The 18,184-nt window shown below is 74.0% G+C and carries 14 protein-coding genes; 5 read left to right on the top strand and 9 right to left on the bottom strand.

The annotated features are described in order from the left end of the window. Window positions 1–74: 74 nt before the first annotated feature. Entirely contained in the window at window positions 75–629 is a 555-nt protein-coding gene (locus tag DVA86_RS23360) for a DinB family protein (protein ID WP_208881153.1), read from the top strand. Between the two features lie 186 nt (window positions 630–815). Further along, complete coding sequence (locus tag DVA86_RS23355; protein ID WP_208881151.1) at window positions 816–1,751, top strand: NAD(P)H-binding protein; 936 nt, start codon at window positions 816–818, stop codon at window positions 1,749–1,751. 108 nt (window positions 1,752–1,859) lie between these two features. Here the strand turns inward: DVA86_RS23355 and DVA86_RS23350 are convergent, their stop codons facing one another. After that, complete coding sequence (locus DVA86_RS23350; RefSeq protein WP_245997726.1) at window positions 1,860–3,071, bottom strand: glycoside hydrolase family 64 protein; 1,212 nt, start codon at window positions 3,069–3,071, stop codon at window positions 1,860–1,862. A 166-nt stretch (window positions 3,072–3,237) separates the two neighbouring features. Continuing rightward, entirely contained in the window at window positions 3,238–4,182 is a 945-nt protein-coding gene (locus tag DVA86_RS23345) for a LysR family transcriptional regulator (protein WP_208881147.1), read from the bottom strand. Between the two features lie 143 nt (window positions 4,183–4,325). Between DVA86_RS23345 and DVA86_RS23340 the strand changes: the two genes are divergently transcribed. Further along, the gene (locus tag DVA86_RS23340) at window positions 4,326–5,666 is read left to right on the top strand and encodes an MFS transporter (protein ID WP_222623356.1); all 1,341 of its coding nucleotides are present in this window, start codon (window positions 4,326–4,328) and stop codon (window positions 5,664–5,666) included. On the opposite strand, the gene DVA86_RS23335 is transcribed toward DVA86_RS23340, so the two are convergent. Further along, window positions 5,602–6,180, bottom strand: a complete 579-nt coding sequence (locus DVA86_RS23335) for a YciI family protein (protein WP_208885055.1) — start codon at window positions 6,178–6,180, stop codon at window positions 5,602–5,604. The two genes, DVA86_RS23340 and DVA86_RS23335, sit on opposite strands and share 65 nt — an antisense overlap. 141 nt (window positions 6,181–6,321) lie before the next feature. On the opposite strand from DVA86_RS23335, the gene DVA86_RS23330 reads away from it, so the two are divergent. Continuing rightward, window positions 6,322–7,518 carry a serine/threonine-protein kinase gene (locus tag DVA86_RS23330; RefSeq protein ID WP_208881145.1) on the top strand — a complete coding sequence of 399 codons (1,197 nt, stop codon included), beginning with the start codon at window positions 6,322–6,324 and terminating at the stop codon, window positions 7,516–7,518. A 20-nt stretch (window positions 7,519–7,538) separates the two neighbouring features. Here the strand turns inward: DVA86_RS23330 and DVA86_RS23325 are convergent, their stop codons facing one another. Then, the gene (locus tag DVA86_RS23325; protein WP_208881143.1) at window positions 7,539–7,943 is read right to left on the bottom strand and encodes a GNAT family N-acetyltransferase; all 405 of its coding nucleotides are present in this window, start codon (window positions 7,941–7,943) and stop codon (window positions 7,539–7,541) included. Between the two features lie 251 nt (window positions 7,944–8,194). Between DVA86_RS23325 and DVA86_RS23320 the strand changes: the two genes are divergently transcribed. Then, the gene (locus DVA86_RS23320) at window positions 8,195–9,391 is read left to right on the top strand and encodes a serine/threonine-protein kinase (protein ID WP_208881142.1); all 1,197 of its coding nucleotides are present in this window, start codon (window positions 8,195–8,197) and stop codon (window positions 9,389–9,391) included. Here the strand turns inward: DVA86_RS23320 and DVA86_RS23315 are convergent. From DVA86_RS23315 to DVA86_RS23295, 5 genes are all read right to left on the bottom strand, one after another. Continuing rightward, window positions 9,372–10,907, bottom strand: a complete 1,536-nt coding sequence (locus tag DVA86_RS23315) for an FHA domain-containing protein (RefSeq protein WP_208881140.1) — start codon at window positions 10,905–10,907, stop codon at window positions 9,372–9,374. The two genes, DVA86_RS23320 and DVA86_RS23315, sit on opposite strands and share 20 nt — an antisense overlap. A gap of 23 nt (window positions 10,908–10,930) precedes the next feature. After that, entirely contained in the window at window positions 10,931–12,286 is a 1,356-nt protein-coding gene (locus DVA86_RS23310) for a vWA domain-containing protein (RefSeq protein WP_208881138.1), read from the bottom strand. A gap of 130 nt (window positions 12,287–12,416) precedes the next feature. Beyond that, window positions 12,417–13,958, bottom strand: coding sequence for a PP2C family protein-serine/threonine phosphatase (locus tag DVA86_RS23305; protein ID WP_208885053.1), 1,542 nt, complete (start codon window positions 13,956–13,958; stop codon window positions 12,417–12,419). Window positions 13,959–13,963: 5 nt separating this feature from the next. After that, window positions 13,964–16,759: a serine/threonine-protein kinase gene (locus tag DVA86_RS23300; protein ID WP_208881136.1), complete on the bottom strand. Its 2,796-nt coding sequence runs from the start codon at window positions 16,757–16,759 to the stop codon at window positions 13,964–13,966. Then, entirely contained in the window at window positions 16,756–18,072 is a 1,317-nt protein-coding gene (locus tag DVA86_RS23295; RefSeq protein ID WP_208881134.1) for a coiled-coil domain-containing protein, read from the bottom strand. Before DVA86_RS23295 ends, DVA86_RS23300 begins: the two co-directional genes overlap by 4 nt. Between the last annotated feature and the right edge of the window lie 112 nt (window positions 18,073–18,184).

The raw sequence follows: 18,184 nt of genomic DNA, 5'->3' as shown, positions 1-18,184 counted from the left end.
GGGCGGCGGGCGGGCCCGGGGCGGCGGGAAATAACCGCGCGCCGAGCGGAGCGGCCGCGTGCCACGATCGGCCGATGCACGCATCTCCCCCTCACGTGTCCCGACGTGACCTGCTGCGGTCGCAATTCGACCTGACCTGGGCGCTGTTCGACCACCACCTCCAGCGCCTGACGCCCGGCGACTTCCTGTGGGAACCCACGCCCTACTGCTGGACGGTGCGCCCCGACGCGGACGGGGCGTGGGTGCCGGACTTCTCCGAGACCGAACCCGAGCCCGTACCGGTGCCCACCATCGCCTGGCTGAGCTGGCACATCGGCTGGTGGTGGTCCGTGACCCTCGACCACGCGCGGGGGCAGGCGCCGCGTGAGCGGACGGCGGTCGTCTGGCCGGGGGACGGCGACGCGGCCGTGGAGTGGCTGCGCGGGCTGCGTACGGAGTGGCTGGACGTGCTCGGCACGCTCACGGACGCCGACCTGGACGCCGTCGCCCCGTTCCCGTGGCAGAACGATCCCGGGTACACGGTCGCGCACATGGCGGGGTGGGTGAACTCCGAACTCATGAAGAACGCCGCCGAGATCGGCCAGCTCAGGATGCTCCGTACGGCCGCGGCGTTCTCGGCGGCGGACTGACGCGAGCGGGGGCGCGGCACAGGGCGCAAGCGGGCGGGCGGGGCGGACGGACCGCGCCGCTTGCCCTGAACCCAGGTTGAAGTTGCAGATTGGAGGCGGCCCTTCTTCCGGGCCGTCCGCCTTTCCCTTTTTCGCTTGCCGCTTTCGCCTTTCGCTTTCGCGACCCGATCCCCCTGGGAGTTGCACATGATCGCCGTCACCGGTGCGACCGGAAACGTGGGCAGCGCCCTCGTCGCCCAACTGGCAGCCGAGGGCCGCCCCGTACGTGCCCTCTCCCGGCGCCCGGACCGGACCCGGCTGCCGGAGGGCGGAAGCGCCGGTGCGGTGGACGCCGTACGCGCGGACTTCGCCGACCCGCCCGAGGGACGGGGGCTGGAGGCGCTGTTCGAAGGGGCCACCGGCCTGTTCCTGCACGTCGGCGCCGTCGGCGGCAGCACCCGGAGCGTCGTCGAGGCGGCGACGCGGGCGGGGGTGCGGCGGATCGTCGTCCTCTCCTCGGGCGCGATCTCCGGCCACGGCGACGGGGGCACGGCGGACGAGGCTAATCCGATCGCCGCGTTCCATCTCGCCGCCGAGCGCGCCGTACGTGCCGCCGCGCCGGAGTGGACGCTGCTGCGCCCCAACGCGTTCGCCGCCAACGCCTTCTCGTACGCGCCCCAGATCCGCGCGGGCGGCGATGTCGTACGCGGGCCGTACGCGCGGGCGGCCATGGCGCCGGTCCACGAACGGGACATGGCCGCGGTCGCCGCCCACGCTCTGCTGAACGACGGCCCCGAACACGCCGGACGCGACGGCGGCCCCAACGGGCAGGGCGGCCCCGGCAGTCACCACGGCGCGGTCCACCGGCTCACCGGCCCCGCCTCCGTCACCACCGCCGAGCAGGTACGGCTCATCGGCGACGCCCTCGGCCGTCCCCTCCGCTTCGAGGAGGTGCCGGAGGAGAATGCCGCCGAGGAGCTGTACGCGGACATGCCGCGCCCGTTCCTGCGCGTGATGCTGGACGCCTTCGCGGCCTCGGTCGGCACGCCGCCCGAGATCACGACGACGGTCGAGGACGTCACCGGCGTCCCGGCCCGTACGTTCGCCGAGTGGGCGGCGGACCACACGGCGGACTTCCGCTGAACCCGCCGTACGGGCGCGTGGGCCCGCCGTACAGGCGTGGGCCCGCCGTACGGGCGCGCCGCCCCCGCCCGCCGTACGGGCCCACCGGCCCCGTCGTACGTGCGCCGGTCAGGAGCCGACCGACACCGTCCACCGCCGCGGGTTGCCGTCGTGCGCGGCGCCCGACTCGTCGGGCTGACCGTCGGGGCGCACGTCGTCGTATGGGAAGGCGTACCCGATCGGTGCGTTGGCGTGCACCACACGCGCCCAGTGGTTGGTGATCGCGTCCTTGTAGTAGTCGTCGGCCGTGGGGCCGTTCGGCTGCTCGGGGTGGGTGAGCATGATGCTGCGGTTGAAGCCCGCGGCGAGCCGCGCGATGAGTCCCTTCTTGTCGTCCGGGTCGTCAGGGTTGTTGGTGAACGGCCCGTGGTTGCAGGTGAAGATGTCCTTCGAGGTCGGCTTGGGGAAGCTGTGGCCGCTGTCGAAGGTGAGCGTGTCCCCGCTGACCCGGCCGGTCTGCACGCCGCGGCCGCCCTGGAGGTCGATCTTGAGGTCCTCGGAGCTGTACTTGTCCCAGACCTGGTCGACGTAGCTGCTCCACAGGTCGCGGAAGGGCATCTGGTCGGGCTTGTCGAACCAGGGAGCCATCAGGTTCTGCGGGGAGATCACCCGCAGCACGCTGTCGCCGTCGCCGCGGATGACGAGCTGGTCCCAGGGCTGGCCGTCCTTCGCGGCCTGCGCCGCGAGATCGTCGGCGATCTTCTGCACCGCGCCGTCCGGCAGCGGCGCCACCTCGTGGGTGCCGTCGCCCTCCAGGCGCAGGCCGATGGGCAGGGACGTCACCAGGTCGACGTAGCTGATGTTGGAGTACAGCTGCTGCGGGTTGAAGGTGAATTCGCAGAACGACCAGGTGCGGCCGTAGTTGGGGTCCTCTTCGGTGGCGAAGGCGGGCTCGACCAGGGACGGGCCCGGGTTGAGGAAGAAGTCGAGCTTGTCGTCGCGGACGAAGTAGACGCGTGCGCCGAACATCTGCGGCAGGGTCAGGACGACGGGGTCCTCCCCGGGGCCGCCCAGCGGTATCGCGCAGTCGACGGGGAGCGGGGTCTGCGGCTCGGCGGGCGACTCTGGCTTGTAGACGCCGCCGTCCGGCTTCAGCAGTATCCAGGCGTCCGTGCCCTGCTCGCGGCCGGTGACGTACGCGTGCACGGTGCCGGTCAGCGACTTGTTCGCCAGGGCGAGTTCGCAGGTATCGGGAGCGGCCTGGGCGTTGGGGCTGAGGACGCTTCCCCAGGCGGGGTAGGTGGCCGCGGTCGCGGCACCGGCGGTCGCTGTCAAGAACACTCTGCGCGATATCACGGAGTCTCCTGTGGTGTGGGGGTACGGGGCGTGCCCGTGTGCGCTAACAGTGACCAAGCCGCGGGGTGCCGTCAAGAGTTGTGCACGAGAGCGCTCTCTTCCACAGGAACCCTTCATAAGTCGGCGATGGCCAGGCGCGCCAACCGCCTGGTCACCACGCCCAGTTCGGGGTCCAGGTGTCCGCCCCGGCGGGCGTCGGGTCCGGCGGAGAGTGCGGCCGGCGCGTGAGGTCGTCCCGGAGGGCCGTGAGGGCGGGGTGCGGGTTGCCCGCGCGCCACAGCAGGGAGTGCGGGTATACGGGCGTCGGGCCGCGCATCGGGACGCGCCGCAGGTCCTGGTGTGCGGGCCAGACGAGCCGGGTCTGCGCGCCGACGAAGGTGGCGAGCGACGCCGAGTCGCTGACCATGTCCAGAAGGTGTTCGACGCCGAAATGCGGGCCAGTGGTGTCGATGGTGAGGCCGAAGGCGGCGGCGAACTCGTCGTAGTAAGCGGTCCATTCCGCGCCGGGCACCATGCTGGGCATCCATATCCGGCGCCCGGCGAGGTCGGCCGGGGCGACCGCGGTGGCGGCGGCGAGCTCGTGGGCGGGGCCGGTGAGGAGCTGGAGCGGTTCGTCGAGTACGCGGACGGCCCGTACGTTCCCGGGCAGCCGGTCCGCGGGCAGCCGCTGGGCGCAGAACGCGGCGTCGATCGTGCCGGCGTGCACGGCGGCCGTGGCGGTGCCGGCGTCCGGCAGGGTCACGACGTCGAGCTCGATGTCCGGGTGCCTGCGGTGGAAGTCGCGGAGCAGGCCCGCCGGGGCGATGTGGCGGCGGCGGATGTCGACGCGCAGGGCGCGGCGGCCGGGGCGTACGGACTCGGCGGCGCGTTCGACGGATTCGAGGACAGCGCGGGCGTGCGGCAGGAACACCTGCCCGTCGATGGTGGGCCGCGCGCCGCGGGGGGTGCGCGTGAACAGCCGTACGCCGAGCTCCGTTTCCAGCGCCGCGATCCGTTTGGAGACGGCCTGCTGGGTGACGGCGAGTTCGGCGGCCGCCTCCCGGAACTGTCCCTGGTCGACGACGGCGACGAACGTACGCACCGCTTCGAGATCCATCCGCCGATCGTAGTGCTGACACAACCGGCCGTTGTGGCGCGGGGTGTTGTTGGTTGTTTGATAGCGCCCTGGCAGTGACTGTTTGATCGCCCGGTCAACCGGTCGTTGTGTGACCGGTTCCGTGATCGGGTGAGGCGGGCCGAGTGGGGCGGGTCAAGGGGCGCGGACGGCGTTCGCTGGGGCGGGAGTTCGGCTGGCTGTGGCTGTCGTACGGCGCCGGCACACTGGGGTCGCGGCTCGCGCTCGACGCGTTCCAGCTCGTCGCGATCCTGGTGCTGGGCAGCGGCACCGTGGAGGTGTCGGTGCTCGCGGCGGTGGGCCTGGCGGCGGGCTCGCTGGTCGCGCTGCCGCTGGGGCCGTGGGTGGAGTTCCGCCGCAAACGGCCGGTCATGATCGGTACGGACGTCCTCCGCTTCCTGGCGCTGCTGTCGGTGCCCGTCGCGTACGGGCTCGGGGTGCTGGGCTTCGTACAGCTCGCCGTTGTGTCGGTGATCGTGACGGCGGCGAACATCGCGTTCACGGCGGCGAGCGGCGCGTATCTGAAGGCGCTGCTGCCGCCCGCCGACCTGCTGGTGGCGAACGGCAGGTTCGAGGCCACGCAGTGGACGGCGACGGCGGTCGGGCCGCCGCTGGGCGGCGCGGCGATCGGCGTGTTCGGGCCGGTGACGACGGTGGTGCTGGACGCGTTCAGCCACCTGCTCTCCGCGCTCGGCCTGCGCGCGATCGGCCCCGGGCACGAGCCGCCGCGTGCGCGGCCCGTGGACGCGCGGCGGTCCGGTCCGCGCGAGGCCATGGAGGGCTGGCGCCACATCCTGCGCCGGCCGCCGCTGCGGCTGCTGTTCTTCAACACCATCCTGGTGAACAGCCTGATCATGGCGACCGCGCCGCTGCTGGCCGTCCTGCTGCTGCGCGACCTGGGCTTCGCACCGTGGCAGTACGGCCTGGCGTTCGCCGTGCCGTGCCTCGGCGGCCTCCTCGGCTCGCGGCTCGCACCGCCGCTGGTCGCGCGGTTCGGGCAGCGCCGGGTGCTGCTGGCGAGCGGCACGGTGCGGGCGTGCTGGCCGGTGGGGCTGGCGGGCGTGCAGCCGGGCTGGTGGGGCCTCGCGCTCCTGGTGGTGATCGAGTTCGGTCTGATCACGAGCATGGGCGTGTTCAACCCGGTGTTCGCCACGTACCGGCTGCGGCACACCGCCGACGACCGCGTGGCCCGCACCCTGACCGCGTGGACCATCACGAAGGGCGCCACCGTCGCCGTGCTCACGGTGTGCTGGGGGCTGCTCGCGAACACCACGGGCCCGCGTACGGCGTTGGCGCTGGCCGGTGCGCTCATCCTGGCCACGCCGCTGCTGCTGCCGTGGCGGGACGGCGCGCCGCCCGCACACGGGACCGGCACATCGCGGGCGAGCACGCGCCGCCCGCTCAGGACGATCGGCCGCCGGGCTGCCAGTGGTGGACCTCGACGGCGGCGTACCGGTCCGCCGTGAGAACGCCGCGCGCCGTGTCCGCGTCCGGCGCCCACACCAGCAGTGCCGTGCCCAGCCAGGCGGCGCCGTCGTCGGACAGCAGCGGCCCGTACGCGATCAGTTCGTCCTCCCCCTGCCGCGGCACGGCGAGGTCGGCGCCCGTGCCCGCGCCGAGGCCGAGCACCAGCCACCGGTCGCCGCCGGTACGGCCGGCGGTACGGCCGGCGGTACGGCCGCCGGGGGCGTCCCACATCGTGCGCCCCAGCGTGTTCCGCCACCGGCGCAGCATCACGTCGCGGTACGCGCCCGCCTGGTGGCAGGGCTCGTCGAAAGCGAACGCGCGGGCCGCGGCGGCGTCCGGCAGGTCGAGGATGTGCACGCTCCCGGTGGGCGTCTCGCCGTCCTCGGCGAGGGTCGGGCCGCGGGCGATCATCTCCTCGGCGTACCGGTCCATGTAGGACCAGTGCTCTTCCAGCAGTTCCTCACGCAGCGTCAGGGAGCCGGGCCGGTCGCGGTGGTAGCAGAAGAACTCCATGCCCGAAGTCTCCACCAGGCCCCGCAGAAACCACCGCACGGAACGGCCTTCTCCCCCAAGACCAAACAGACGGCGGCGAGTTGTACGGTACTTGCCACAGCGGTGTGCCGTGATCAAGAGCTGAATGGGGAGATTTCCACCATGGTCGATCCTTTGGGGCCAGGGGACCCAGCCGAAGTGTCCGGGTACGCGCTGGCCGGCAGACTCGGCGAGGGTGGAATGGGGAGCGTGTACCTCTCCCACACGCGCGGCGGGCAGCCGGTGGCTCTGAAGGTGATCCGGCGGGAGTTCGCGCAGAACCCCGAGTTCCTGCGCCGCTTCACCCGGGAGGTGGAGGCGGCCCGGCGCGTGCAGGGCGCGTACACGGCCGCCGTCGTGGACAGCAGCACCGAGGGCCCGCTGCCGTGGCTGGCCAGCGCGTACGTGCCCGGCCCGTCGCTGGCGCGCGCCGTCGACGAGCACGGACCCCTGCCCCTGCGGACCGTCCTGCTGCTGATAGCGGGCGTCGCGGAGGCGCTCCAGTCCGTGCACGCCACCGGGATCGTGCACCGCGACCTCAAGCCGTCGAACGTGCTGATGGCCGCCGACGGCCCCCGCGTCATCGACTTCGGCATCGCGCGCGCGGTCGACGCGACGGCGCTGACCGGTACGGACGTACGGCTCGGCACCCCCGCGTTCATGTCGCCGGAGCAGGTGTCGGGCGAGGCGGCCGGGCCGCCGCTCGACGTGTTCGCGCTCGGGCTGACGGCGTTCTTCGCGGCGACGGGCAAGCACCCGTTCGGCGAGGGCGATCCGCAGGCGCTGCTGTACCGGATCACGTCGATGGAACCCGTCATGACGGCCTGCCCGGAGGAGCTCCGCTCGCTGCTGCACCACTGCATGGCCAAGGACCCGGCGAAGCGGCCGGGGCTGGCCGAGATCATCGAGGACTGCCGCCGGATCGCGGACGCGGCCGGCACGTCCCTCGTACGCAGCGAGGGCTGGTGGCTGCCGTCGCCGGTCGCCGACGACGTGAAGCAGCGGACGGCGGACCCGCGTATTCCGGCGCCGGTGGGGTCGTACGACCCGACGGTGCTGGACGGGCACCCGGGACGTCCGGGCGCGGCACGGGCGGGCGGGGGCCAGACCGCGCCGGGGGACCCGAACGCGCCGCAGCCCGCGCCGCTGCAGGCGCTCTCGGAGTTCCGCGCGCTGTCCTGGAAGCAGCGCTTCGGGCGGATGCTCGCCGTGCTGATGGACCCGCGGCACCGCGGGAAGGTGAAGGCCACGTCGTGGTTCGTCGCGGTGGCCTCGGTCGTGGTGGGCGGCCTGGGCATCGCAGGGGTGCTGCCGGAGTAGCAGGCGGGACCGGCCTCCCGTCAGCGGGACGAGAGCGCGATCAGGCCCGCAGCCGTCTCCCGGAAGCCACAGGCGTCGAGGTAGAACGGCCGCAGGTGCTCCTCGAAGTCGACGTGCAGCCACGCGCATCCGGCGGCGCGGGCGCCTTCGGCCGCCGCGCCGACGAGGGCCGCGCCGACGCCCCTCCCCCGTTGGCGCTCGGCCACCACCGTGTCGAGGACGAAGGCGTGCGCTCCCCCGTCCCAGGCGACGTTGACGAATCCGGCCAGCGAGCGGCCCTCCCACGCGCAGACCCAGCCGACGCTGTGCCGCTCCAGGCGCGCCCGCCAGTCCGTCGCGTCCGGGGCATGGCCGAAGCCTTCGGCGTGCAGGGCGTTGAGGGCCGAGTTGTCGAAGCCGCCCCGCCACTCGTACGTGATCGCCACGCGCCGATCGTACGGTCCGGGCCCACCGGTACGGGCCCACCGGTACGGGCCCACCGGTACGGGGCTGGGTCCGCGGCGGGTGTGCGTTCCGGCGGGAAGTGAACGGCCGGTGGAGCCGCCCGCGACGGTGTGTACGTGGCAACTATGCTGGCGGGGCTCCGCCGGAACCGTACCGGCTCGTCCGGCTGTTCCCGAACGGGCCTGGTCCGTACGGGAGTCGGCGGCGGGGACGGCACCGTATGGGGGCGGAGATGGCGGAAAGTCGCGTGATCGCGGGTCGGTACGAGCTCCGGGAGCAGCTCGGCCGCGGGGGCATGGGAGAGGTCTGGAACGCCTGGGACCGCGTGCTCCGGCGCCAGGTGGCGGTCAAAGTGCTGCAGCACGAGGGCGGTCTGGGTGACGAGGAGCAGATGTTCCTGCGGGAGGCGCAGACCGCGGGCGGGCTGAGCCACCCGGGCGTCGTCACCGTGCACGACCTCGGCCAGGACACCGACGGCTCCCTGTATCTGGTGATGGAGCTGTTGCCGGGCAGTGACCTCGGCTTCGTGCTGCGCGAGGACGGCGTACCCGCCCTGGCCACCGCGGCCGACTGGGCCGCGCAGACCGCCGCGGCGCTGGCCGCCGCCCACGAGGCGGGGATCGTCCACCGCGACCTCAAGCCGGGGAACCTCATGCTTACCCCGCATGGCGTCCTGAAGATCCTCGACTTCGGCATCGCGCGTTTCGCCACCGCGTCGACCACGGCCACGACCACCAGCACGATCATGGGCACGCCCGCGTACATGCCGCCCGAGCGGCTGCTCGGGCAGCCGAACGGCGCGCCGGGCGATCTGTACGCGCTGGGCTGCCTGCTGCACGAACTGCTCACCGGGGAGCCACCGTTCCCCAACCAGGATCCGGCGGCGGTCATGTTCGCCCACGTGCACGGCGAGCCGCAGCCGCCCAGCGGCAGCCGGCCCGGGGTGCCGCCCGAACTCGACGCGCTCGTACGCGAGTTGCTCGCCAAGTCCCCCGGCGACCGGCCCGCGACGGCGCGGGAGGTGCACGAGCGGCTGCGCGCGCTGCGGCTGCCGGGCACGGACGCGGCGGCGACCGGCCCCGAGGTGCGCCCCGCACCGCCGACGGTCGCCGGATCGTCCGCGGCGCTGCCGACGCAGACCGCCGGCGGCTTCGGCACACCCGCAACACCCGCCACGCCCGCCACGCCCGCCACGCCCGCGGCACCCGCACCCACCTCGCTCGGCCTGCTCGGCTGCATCGACACCCGCACCCACCCCATACGACAACGTCGGCCTTCAAGACCACAACCGGGTCTTGAAGGCCGACGTCACGCGAGCCCCCGAATTAACCAACAGCGTCCGTACGGGTACGGGCCGGGGGCCGAGGTGTCGTGCCGTGCTGCGGTGCCGCGCTGCCGCGGTGCCCGGATCAGCCCTGCTGGAGGGTGATCGTCGTCCAGGCGCCTACGTGGACCCGGTCACCGTGGTAGAGCGGTATCGGGACGAAGGGCTGGATCGGGTCCTCACTGCCGTTGATGGTCGTGCCGTTGGTGGAGTCCTGGTCGACCACCGCCCAGCTGCCGTCCGGTTGCTGGATGAGGACGGCGTGCTGGTGCGAGACGCCCGGGTCCTCCGGCGGGCGGCCCAGATCGATGTCCGGTGCCTCGCCGGTGGACTGGCGGCGGCGGCCGATCGTGATCTGGTGGCCGTTGAGCGGGAGCTGCATCTCGGCGGAGTACGCCGGGAGGTTGAGCGCCGACGCCTCCGGGCCGCTGCGGCCCATCATCGCCATGAAGTACTCCCGGTCCGGCGCGATGACCGCCGTCCAGGCCGTCCTCTGGCCGCCGCCCTGCGGTCCGCCCTGGCCCTGACCCCCGGGGCCGCCGGGGTGGCCCGGCTGGCCGGGCGCACCCGGCTGTCCGGGCTGGCCGTGTGCGCCGGGCTGACCGCCGGGGCCGCCCGGACCACCGGGGGCCGGCGGCGGACCGCCGGGGCCACCGGGTGCGCCGGGCGGTGCGCCCTGGCCGCCCGGCTGCGGACTGGCCGGGGGCGGGAAGCCGTAACCGCCGCCGGGCTGGGGAGCCTGCGGCGGCTCCTGGCGTACGGGCGTGCTGGGCGGGGACAGCATCCAGTCACCGGTCGGCTGCTGCTGACCCGGCTGTCCGGGCTGGCCCGGCTGTCCGGGCGCGCCGGGCTGTCCGGGCTGTTGCTGACCGGGCTGCGGCTGGCCCATCGGCCGCTGCTGCTGGTGCTGCTGCGGGTCGTGGCCGCCGGGGGGCTGCGGCGGGCCACCGCTCAGCGACTCGGCCGGGCGGTTGACCTGCGACGGCCGCGACGGGTCGTAGCCCAGCCGCACTTCCGGCCCTCCGGGCTCGGGCGCACCGGTGTACGCGGGCCTCGGCGGCTGCTGGCCGGGCTGGCCGGGCTGACCCGGCGGCTGACCGGGCTGTCCGGGCTGGCCCGGCTGCTGTCCCGGAACCGGCCCGCCGGGCTGACCCGGCTGGCCGGGCTGCTGCCCGCCCTGCGGGGGCGGGAAGCCCTGCGGCTGCTGGGGCTGCGGAGGCTGCGGCTGCGGCGGCTGCGGGGTCGGCGTGAACGCGGTGGGGGAGTTGGTCAGGAAGTTGAACCGGCATCCCTCACAGAACGGCGCCTGCGCCTCGCGCTGGGTGCCGCACTGCGGGCACGTCTCCGGCCGGCCGGAGGGCTGCTGGCCGCGCGCGTCCGGACCCGGGTAGCCGTACGCGGGCTGGCCGGGCTGGCCGGGCTGACCCGGCTGACCGGGCGCGGGCGGGCTCGGCGGGCCCGGATAGCCGTACCCCTGCTGGCCGCCCGGTGCGGGCGGTGGAGGTGCCGGAGCACCCATGGGCGCGCCGGGCGCACCGGACGGCGCGGCGGCCATGCGGTGACCGCAGACCTCGCACCAGTCGTCGGCCGCCGACTGGTGGCCGTTCGGGCAAGTCGGCATCTCGTGCCTCCCCCTCCGTACTGCTATTTCTTCACACGGACGGTCTTCGTCGACCGCGTCTCCAGGGTCATTTCGTCGGCGTCGGCGACCTTCGCCTTGAGTCGAACAGTACCCGCCGCGGCGTCCACGACGTCGACCACCTTCGAAAGCAGTTTCGCAGTCTCCGCGTTCCCGGACGCGTTCGCCAGCTGTACCGCGCGCCCGAGCTTCGCCGTCGCCCCCTCCTCGTCGCCGGATTTCCGCAGATCCAAACCCTGTTGGATCGCCTGCGCCAGCTCCGCCTGCCCTGTGTAGTGCGCGACCTGCGGGTTTATCTGTGTCGTGGCCGCCATGTCGTCCGTCCAGACGGCTCGGATCAGGCCCTGCGAGAGCGTCTGCGGGGTGGCTCCGTCCGGCGCCGGAAGCACCAACGAGACGCGTGCGGCGAGCATTTCGCGGCCCACCTCGGCGGCCGGGACGTCGACGCAGACGTGGTAATCGCGCGATTCGTCACCCCATGATCCAGTGGGGTAGTCACCGGAGCGGGGTCCGGATTCGCTACGACGTTCGGTGAGATCTTCCACAGTTGGCGCGACCTGCTTGACGAACCGAATTGCGGATCCTTGGGGCGTCCACAGGCGAAGTCCGACATCGGCGACTTCCTTCCCCATGGCCGCTTCCATCATGTTCGTGAAGTCGGCGGACAGGCCGTCCGGATCGGCCACGATGTCGGCCGAGCCGAGCAGCGCCGAGGCGATCCCCGTGACCTCCTTGACCTCCCAGTCGGTGCCCACGCCGCGGGCGTCGCAGGTGAACCGGCCCGCGCACGCGTCGAGCGCCGCGCGCAGCTGCTCCGGCTCCTCGTGCTCGTTGCGGCCGTCGGTGAGCAGGATGCCGTGCCGTATCGACACGTCGGCCGTGGCCAGCAGCCGGTCGGCGAGCCGCAGCCAGGTGCCGATGGCGGTGCCGCCGCCGGCCGAGAGCCGGCGCAGGGCGTCCTTGGCGGCGGCGCGGGTACGGGCGTCCGCGGTGGCGAGTTCACCGCCGCCGGGATAGACCTCCTTGGCCTGGTGGGTGCCGGCGACGACCGCGAAGGCGACGCCGTCGCGCAGGGTGTCGACGGCGGCGGCAGTGGCGTCCCGCGCGTTCCGCATCTTCGTCGGCGGGTAGTCCATCGAACCCGAGCAGTCGACCATGACGACGACCGCGGCGTCGGCCCCCCGCGTCTGCGGCGCACGGCCCGGGTCGGCGACCGGGAGCGGTACGCCGCCGGACGTGCCGCCGCCGGTCGACGTCACCGTGACAATCGCGTTGACCTCCTGCGCGTCCTCCGGCAGGTACGCGTTCTGGTAGACGTCCACCGAGAACTGCGGCACGTTCGACTTCGAGAAGTTGGCCATGTGGTCCGCTCCTGTTCTGCGCGGGCGAGCACGCAGAGGGGCGGGCGGACGTACGCCCGCGCCGGGCTTTCCCCTCGTGCTCCCCCTCGCTGTCCCCCGTGAGTGATCCGTTGTCCGCCCAGTCCTCGTATCAGGCCGATCCTGCCCCTTCATCCGGCGCCGGGAACGGAACGAGTGCCACTGTTACGTTGTCGTGGCCCCCCGCGTCCAGTGCGTAACCGACGAGGTGCTGCGCGCAGTGCAGCGGCCGCGTGCGGGCGTCCGGCGGCACCGCGGCGGCCATCTCCTCGGCCGACTCGGCGTAGTTCCAGAGCCCGTCGGTGCACACCACGACCACCCCCGGCCGGTCCGGCTTGAACGACGCCGTGTGCGGGTCCAGGTCGTACGCGTCCGCGCCGAGCCAGCCGGTGATCGCGTGCGCGCGGGCGTCGGCGTACGCGTCGGCCTCGGTCATCAGGCCCGCCGCCACCATCTGGGCGGCCCAGGAGTCGTCTTCGGTGAGGCGGGCGGCGCGCGCCGTACGGTCCTCGGGCACCCAGTACGCGCGGCTGTCGCCGACCCAGCCGACGGTGAGCAGGCCGCCCGCGATGACCGCGCTGACGATGGTGCACGCGGGCGCGTTCCGCTGGGCCTCCGCGTCGGCGTCGGTGGCAAGGGCGTTGACCGCTTCCGCGGCGGCGATCAGCGCCTCGTGCATGGCCGTCTGGGTGTGTACGCCGCGGGGCACGGACACGCACATCGACGCGCAGGCGGCCTCGGCGGCGGCGGCCGACGCCTCGTCGGAGCGGGACGCGGAGGAGACGCCGTCGCAGACGACGGCGATGGTCGCGGTGGTGCCGTCGGCCATCATCGGCGCGTCGATGGCGAAGAAGTCCTCGTTGCGGTGGTGCCGCAGGCCGCGGTCGCTCGCGGCGGCGAGGTAGCGCAGCTCGTGCTCCATGTGGTCGCGGGCGTGCGGCTGCTTGTGGCCGCAGTGCTCGCAGTAGCCGTCGTCGTCGATGGTGCCGGTGCCGCAGGCGACGCAGCGCGGGCCGAGTGCCTCCGGCTCGCCGGAGGCCGGGCCGTCGAGCAGGCCGGCGCCGTCGGCGGCGCCGTCCGGGCCGGCGCCGTCCGGGGTGAGGCCGTCCGGGGTGAGGCCGGGAGAGTCGTCCCGCAGCGCCTGCGGGTCCGCCGTACGCGGGTCCACGGGCGTCTCCTGCGACGCGGACGCCGCGGCCTGCGGGGAGGGCGCCAGGGGCGGGAGCGGCGGCGAGGCCTCCGCGCCCGGCCCGGCGGGCTCCTCGGTGGCGCGCTCGTGCCAGTCGTAGCCGGCGCCGCGGGCGGGCCCGCCGACGGGTGCCTGACCCGCGGGCACGGCGGGCGGCAGCGTGAAGTCCGGCTCGGTGGGCGTGTGTGCCGGGGTCGGCTCGGGCGCGCCGTGGCCGCGGGGCGGCCCGGGCCCCGCGGGCGCACCGGACGCCGGTGCTCCGGCCGGTGGCGTTCCGGACGCCGGTGCTCCGGCCGGTGGCGGCGGCAGCGCGCCGTTCACCGGGATCGTCGGGCGGTCGCCGCCCGCCGCGGTCTGTTCCGCCAGTGCCCGCAGATCCGCCCCGCACGCGCCGCAGAAGAGGTCGCCCTCTTCCAGAGGTTCGGCGCAGCTGGGGCAGTCGGACAGTTGGTCGGCCTGTGCCATCGTCGTCACACCCACGTCCTGGGGCGGAAGCGGTTGGCCCGTTCCACCAGTTCGATCCTCTCCGTGCCGGACTGCGCGAGCCGCGCGAGCCTCCGGTACGAACGTTCCAGGCCCAACCGCAGGCCTTGCTCTTCCATTCGGCAGCCGAGCAGCAGCAGCCCGCTCGCCGGGCCCTGTTCCGGGTCGGGCGCGCCGGCTCTGCCCGCCAGCACCCAGTCCAGAGCGCTGCCCAGCACTTCCGTCGTCAGCTCCTCGCCGCGCAGCGCGTCGAGTCCGATCTCCCGCAGCCGTACGACCTGTTGCGCCGCGGCGTGCAGGTCGTCGAGCAGCGGTTCGGCGGGGGAGCGCTCACGCAGCCTGGCGCGTACGGCCGCCACGCGTGCCGCGACGAAGTGGATGGACGCCTCCGGCACCGACTCCAGCGCCTCGACGGCGCCCTGCCGGTCGCCCACCGAGAGGCGTACGCGGGCCAGTCCGAAGGCGGCGCTGACGTACGACGGGTCGGTGGCCCACACCAGGCGGTAGTACTCGGCGGCGTTGTCCAGCTGCCCCAGCACCTCGGCGCAGATGCCCAGCGCCAGCTTCGGCGCGGTCTCGCCGGGGAACGCGTCGTAGACCGCGTCGAACGCGAGCGCCGCGGTCTCCCGGTCGCCCGCGACCAGCCCGGCCAGACCCCGGTACCAGACCACCCGCCAGTCGTCCGGATGCTCCTTCTCCAGCTCGGCCAGCGCCTGTTCGGCGGCCTTGCGGTCCTCGTCGGTCTCCAGCTCCAGGCGGGCGCGCAGCTCGCGCAGGCGGCGCTCGATGGACTGGGCCGGCGCGTCGCGCAGCGCGGTGAGCAGTTCGGCGGGCGCGGAGGTCATCAGCCCGGCCAGGAAACCGGCGTTGGGGTCCGCGGGGTCCACGCGGGGCACGGGCAGCGCGAGCGCGGTGGCGCGCGCCTCCAGCGGTACGAGCAGCGGTCCGGCGCCCGTACCCCGCGCGCCGGGCGGCGGCGGGGGCTTGCCGGGCAGCCGTACGTGCGCGGGCGTGCTGCCGTACGCGCCGTACGGCCCCGCGGCCTGGCTCTGCTGCGCGAGCGTGGTGGCGGGCGGCGGAAGCGCGCCCGGTGCGCCCGGTGGGGGCGGCTCGGCCGTCGCCTGGGCGGGGATCGCGGCGTTCCGGCCGCCCTCGTCCGCGGCGGAGCCGGCGGACGGTACGGGCGGCGCCGCCTCGGCGCTCGTACGGGACGTGGCGCCCGCGTGCGTCTCGCCGCGCAGGCGCGCGAAGATGCCCGGCGCCCCGTCGCGGCTGCCGAGCACCGATGTGTCGCCCGTCGCCCGCGCCAGCAACTCCGTGTCCACGACCCGCAGTTCCGTGCCCAGCAGCGTCGACATCGCGGGCCGCGGACGCCCCGACTCCATTGCCACGACCTCCCGCAGCACGCCCGTAAGCTGCTCGGACATCTCCGCGGCCGAGGCGAAACGGCGCTCCGGGTCCGGGTCGGTGGCCCGTACGAGGAAGCGGTAGAACGACTCGAACCGCTGGAACGCCTCGATGTTCTCCGGCTCCGGGAGGCTGTCCACGAACACGTTCGTGTAGCCCTGGAAGTCGAACGTCAGCACCGCCAGCGTGCGCGCCACGGTGTAGAGGTCGGACGCCACCGAGGGCCCGCTCTCGGCGACTTCGGGCGCCTGGTAGCCCACCGTGCCGTAGATGGCGCTGTCCTCGTCGTCCATACGGCGGACGGCGCCCATGTCGATCAGCTTCAGCTGGTCGCCCTGCTGGATGGCGTTGTCGACCTTGAAGTCGCAGTAGAGCAGGTTCCGGCTGTGCAGGTGGCCGAGCGCCTCCAGCGCCTCGATGCCGTACGCGCACGCCTGCTCGACCGGCAGCGGGTCGCGGCGGCCCTCGGGCGTACGGCGGGAGTTGGCCAGCTCCTTCAGGGACCTGCCGCCGACGTACTCCATGACGATGTAGCCGTCCATGCTGCCCGTGCGCCGGTCGAGGTGCTCGACGAAGTTGTAGATGCGCACGATGTTGGAGTGCTCGATCTCCGCCAGGAAGCGCCGTTCGGAGATCGCGGCGGCCATCGCGTCCTGGTCGCCCGTGTCCAGCAGGCCCTTGAGCACCACCCAGCGGTCCGACACGGCGCGGTCCACCGCGAGGTAGACCCAGCCGAGCCCGCCGTGCGCGAGGCAGCCGGCGATCTCGTACTGGCCGTGCACCACGTCGCCCTTGCGCAGCTTCGGCACGAACGAGTACGGGTTCCCGCACTTGGTGCAGAAGCCCTCCGTACGCCCCGCCCGCTCGCCCCGCGTACGGCCCACCGGGGCGCCGCACTCGCCGCTGCTGCAGAACCGCTTCCGCTCGGGCACCTCCGGGTTGTCCAGGACCACCGTGCCCGGGTCCGCGCGGGGCACGTCCGGCACCTCCACCAGGCCCAGGCCGAGCCTGCTGCGGACCGAACCGCCCGTGCCCGAACCGGAGCTGCGCACCGACACCTGCCGCGCCGACCCGCCGCTGGACAGCGAGCGGGACAGCCGGCCGGACACGGAGCGGCGCGAGGACTGCGAGCGCGCGGAGCGCGCCGACGACCGGGAGGACGACCGGGACGACCGCGAACCGGAGGAGGACGAACGGCCCTCACGCCCCGCCGCGGTGACCCCCGTCGGCGCCGAACCGATGACACCCGCCGGGGACACGACGGGGGCGAGGCCGCAGATGTCGCAGTACAGCTCGCCGCCGCCCATGTCCTCGTACGCACCGGTGCAGCCCGGGCGCTGGCACCGCCTCTTCGGTGCGTCCGGCGTCTCGCTCATGAATCCCCCCTACGGTCGGCATGGGCTGCTCCGCCCTGCCGCGGTACCAGGACTTCCTGCGCCGCCTGCTGATAGCGCAGAACGGCGTCCTCCGCCGCCCGCAGATCGCAGGGCGCGCTCCACAGCATGCGGCGGGCGAGGTCGTAGCGCTCCATCAGCACCCGGTCCTCGGCCATGCCGTGCTGGGCCACCTTGGCGCGGTACGCGTCGAGCCGGCCGCGCAGTTCGGCCCGTACGGCCAGCGGCGCGGTGACGGCGGAGAGCGAGGCGCGGGCGCGGTCCAGCTCGTCCTCGGCGCGCTGTTCGAGGCTCTCCAGCAGCGGGGAGAGCCGGTGCCACTGGGCGTGCCTGCGGTAGTCGGCGGCGCGCGCGAGCTGCTCCTGCAGCGCGGTCGGCGGGCCGCTCACCGCGGGCACCTCGGAGGCCGCGATCTTCGCCAGGACCTCGCCGCGCGCCGAACGGGCCTCCGCGAGCGTGCGGTCGGCGCGGGACAGGATGTCGCGCAGGCTGATCAGCCGCTGCTCGGCGTCCTGCCGGACGGTCAGCACCGCGTCGATCTCCCGCCGGATGTCCTCCAGGGCGCGGGCGGCGCTGTCGTACCGCGAGGTGTCCGGGCGTCCGCCGCCCGGCGCCGAACTCCCGCCGTCCGCCGTCCAGAACGCCAGCGGGTCGCGGAGCACCTCGGCGCGCAGGGTGCTGAGTTCACCGGTGATCCGGTCGAGGTCGTCGCCCGCAGGGTGCTCCCCGGGGCGCACCCCTACGGAGTGCGCCAGCGAACGGACCCGCTGCAGCTCCGCCGCCAGCAGGTCTATCCGTGCGGGCAGCGCCGACCACACGGAGTCGGCGGCCGCGACGACGTCCAGCGCCTGCGCGTACCAGCCGTTCATCCGCTCCACGAGCCGGCTCAGCGTCAGCTCCTCGGTCAGCCGGGCGGATTCGGTGCCGCCCGGCACGGTGCCGCCCGGCACGGCGCTTCCCGGCACGGTGAGCGTCCCGCGCAGCAGCCCGGTCAGCTCGGACAGGTCGTCGCGGCTCGGCCAGCGGCGGCGGGCGCGCAGCTCGCGGGCGGTGTGCAGGGTACGCGTGTAGGTGTCGAAGGCGGTCCACAGCACCGTCATCACCTGCTCGGCCTCGGCCCAGCGGCGTTCGGTGGCGCCGACGAGGTCCGCGCCTTCCAGCAGCCGGCGGCCGGCGTGGTCCTGCAGCGCCAGCAGGGACGTCTCGACCGCCTCGTGCTCGGCGTCCAGCCGCGCCAGAGCGCGGTCCACCTCCTCCCGGCTCATCACCGGCCCGGTGGGTCCCGAGGGGCCCATCGATCACCTCACTGTTCTCTCGTGCCGCTGCCGTGTCCCGTACGTGTGCCGTTCCGGTCTGCCGTGCTCCGTTCCTGCCGCTCCCGCGGTGCCGCCCTCCCGGCCGGTCCTC

The organism is Streptomyces armeniacus (assembly GCF_003355155.1).
Lineage (GTDB): Bacteria > Actinomycetota > Actinomycetes > Streptomycetales > Streptomycetaceae > Streptomyces > Streptomyces armeniacus.
Note: the sequence above shows the minus strand (reverse complement) of the source record. Positions and strands in the feature narration are given on the sequence as shown.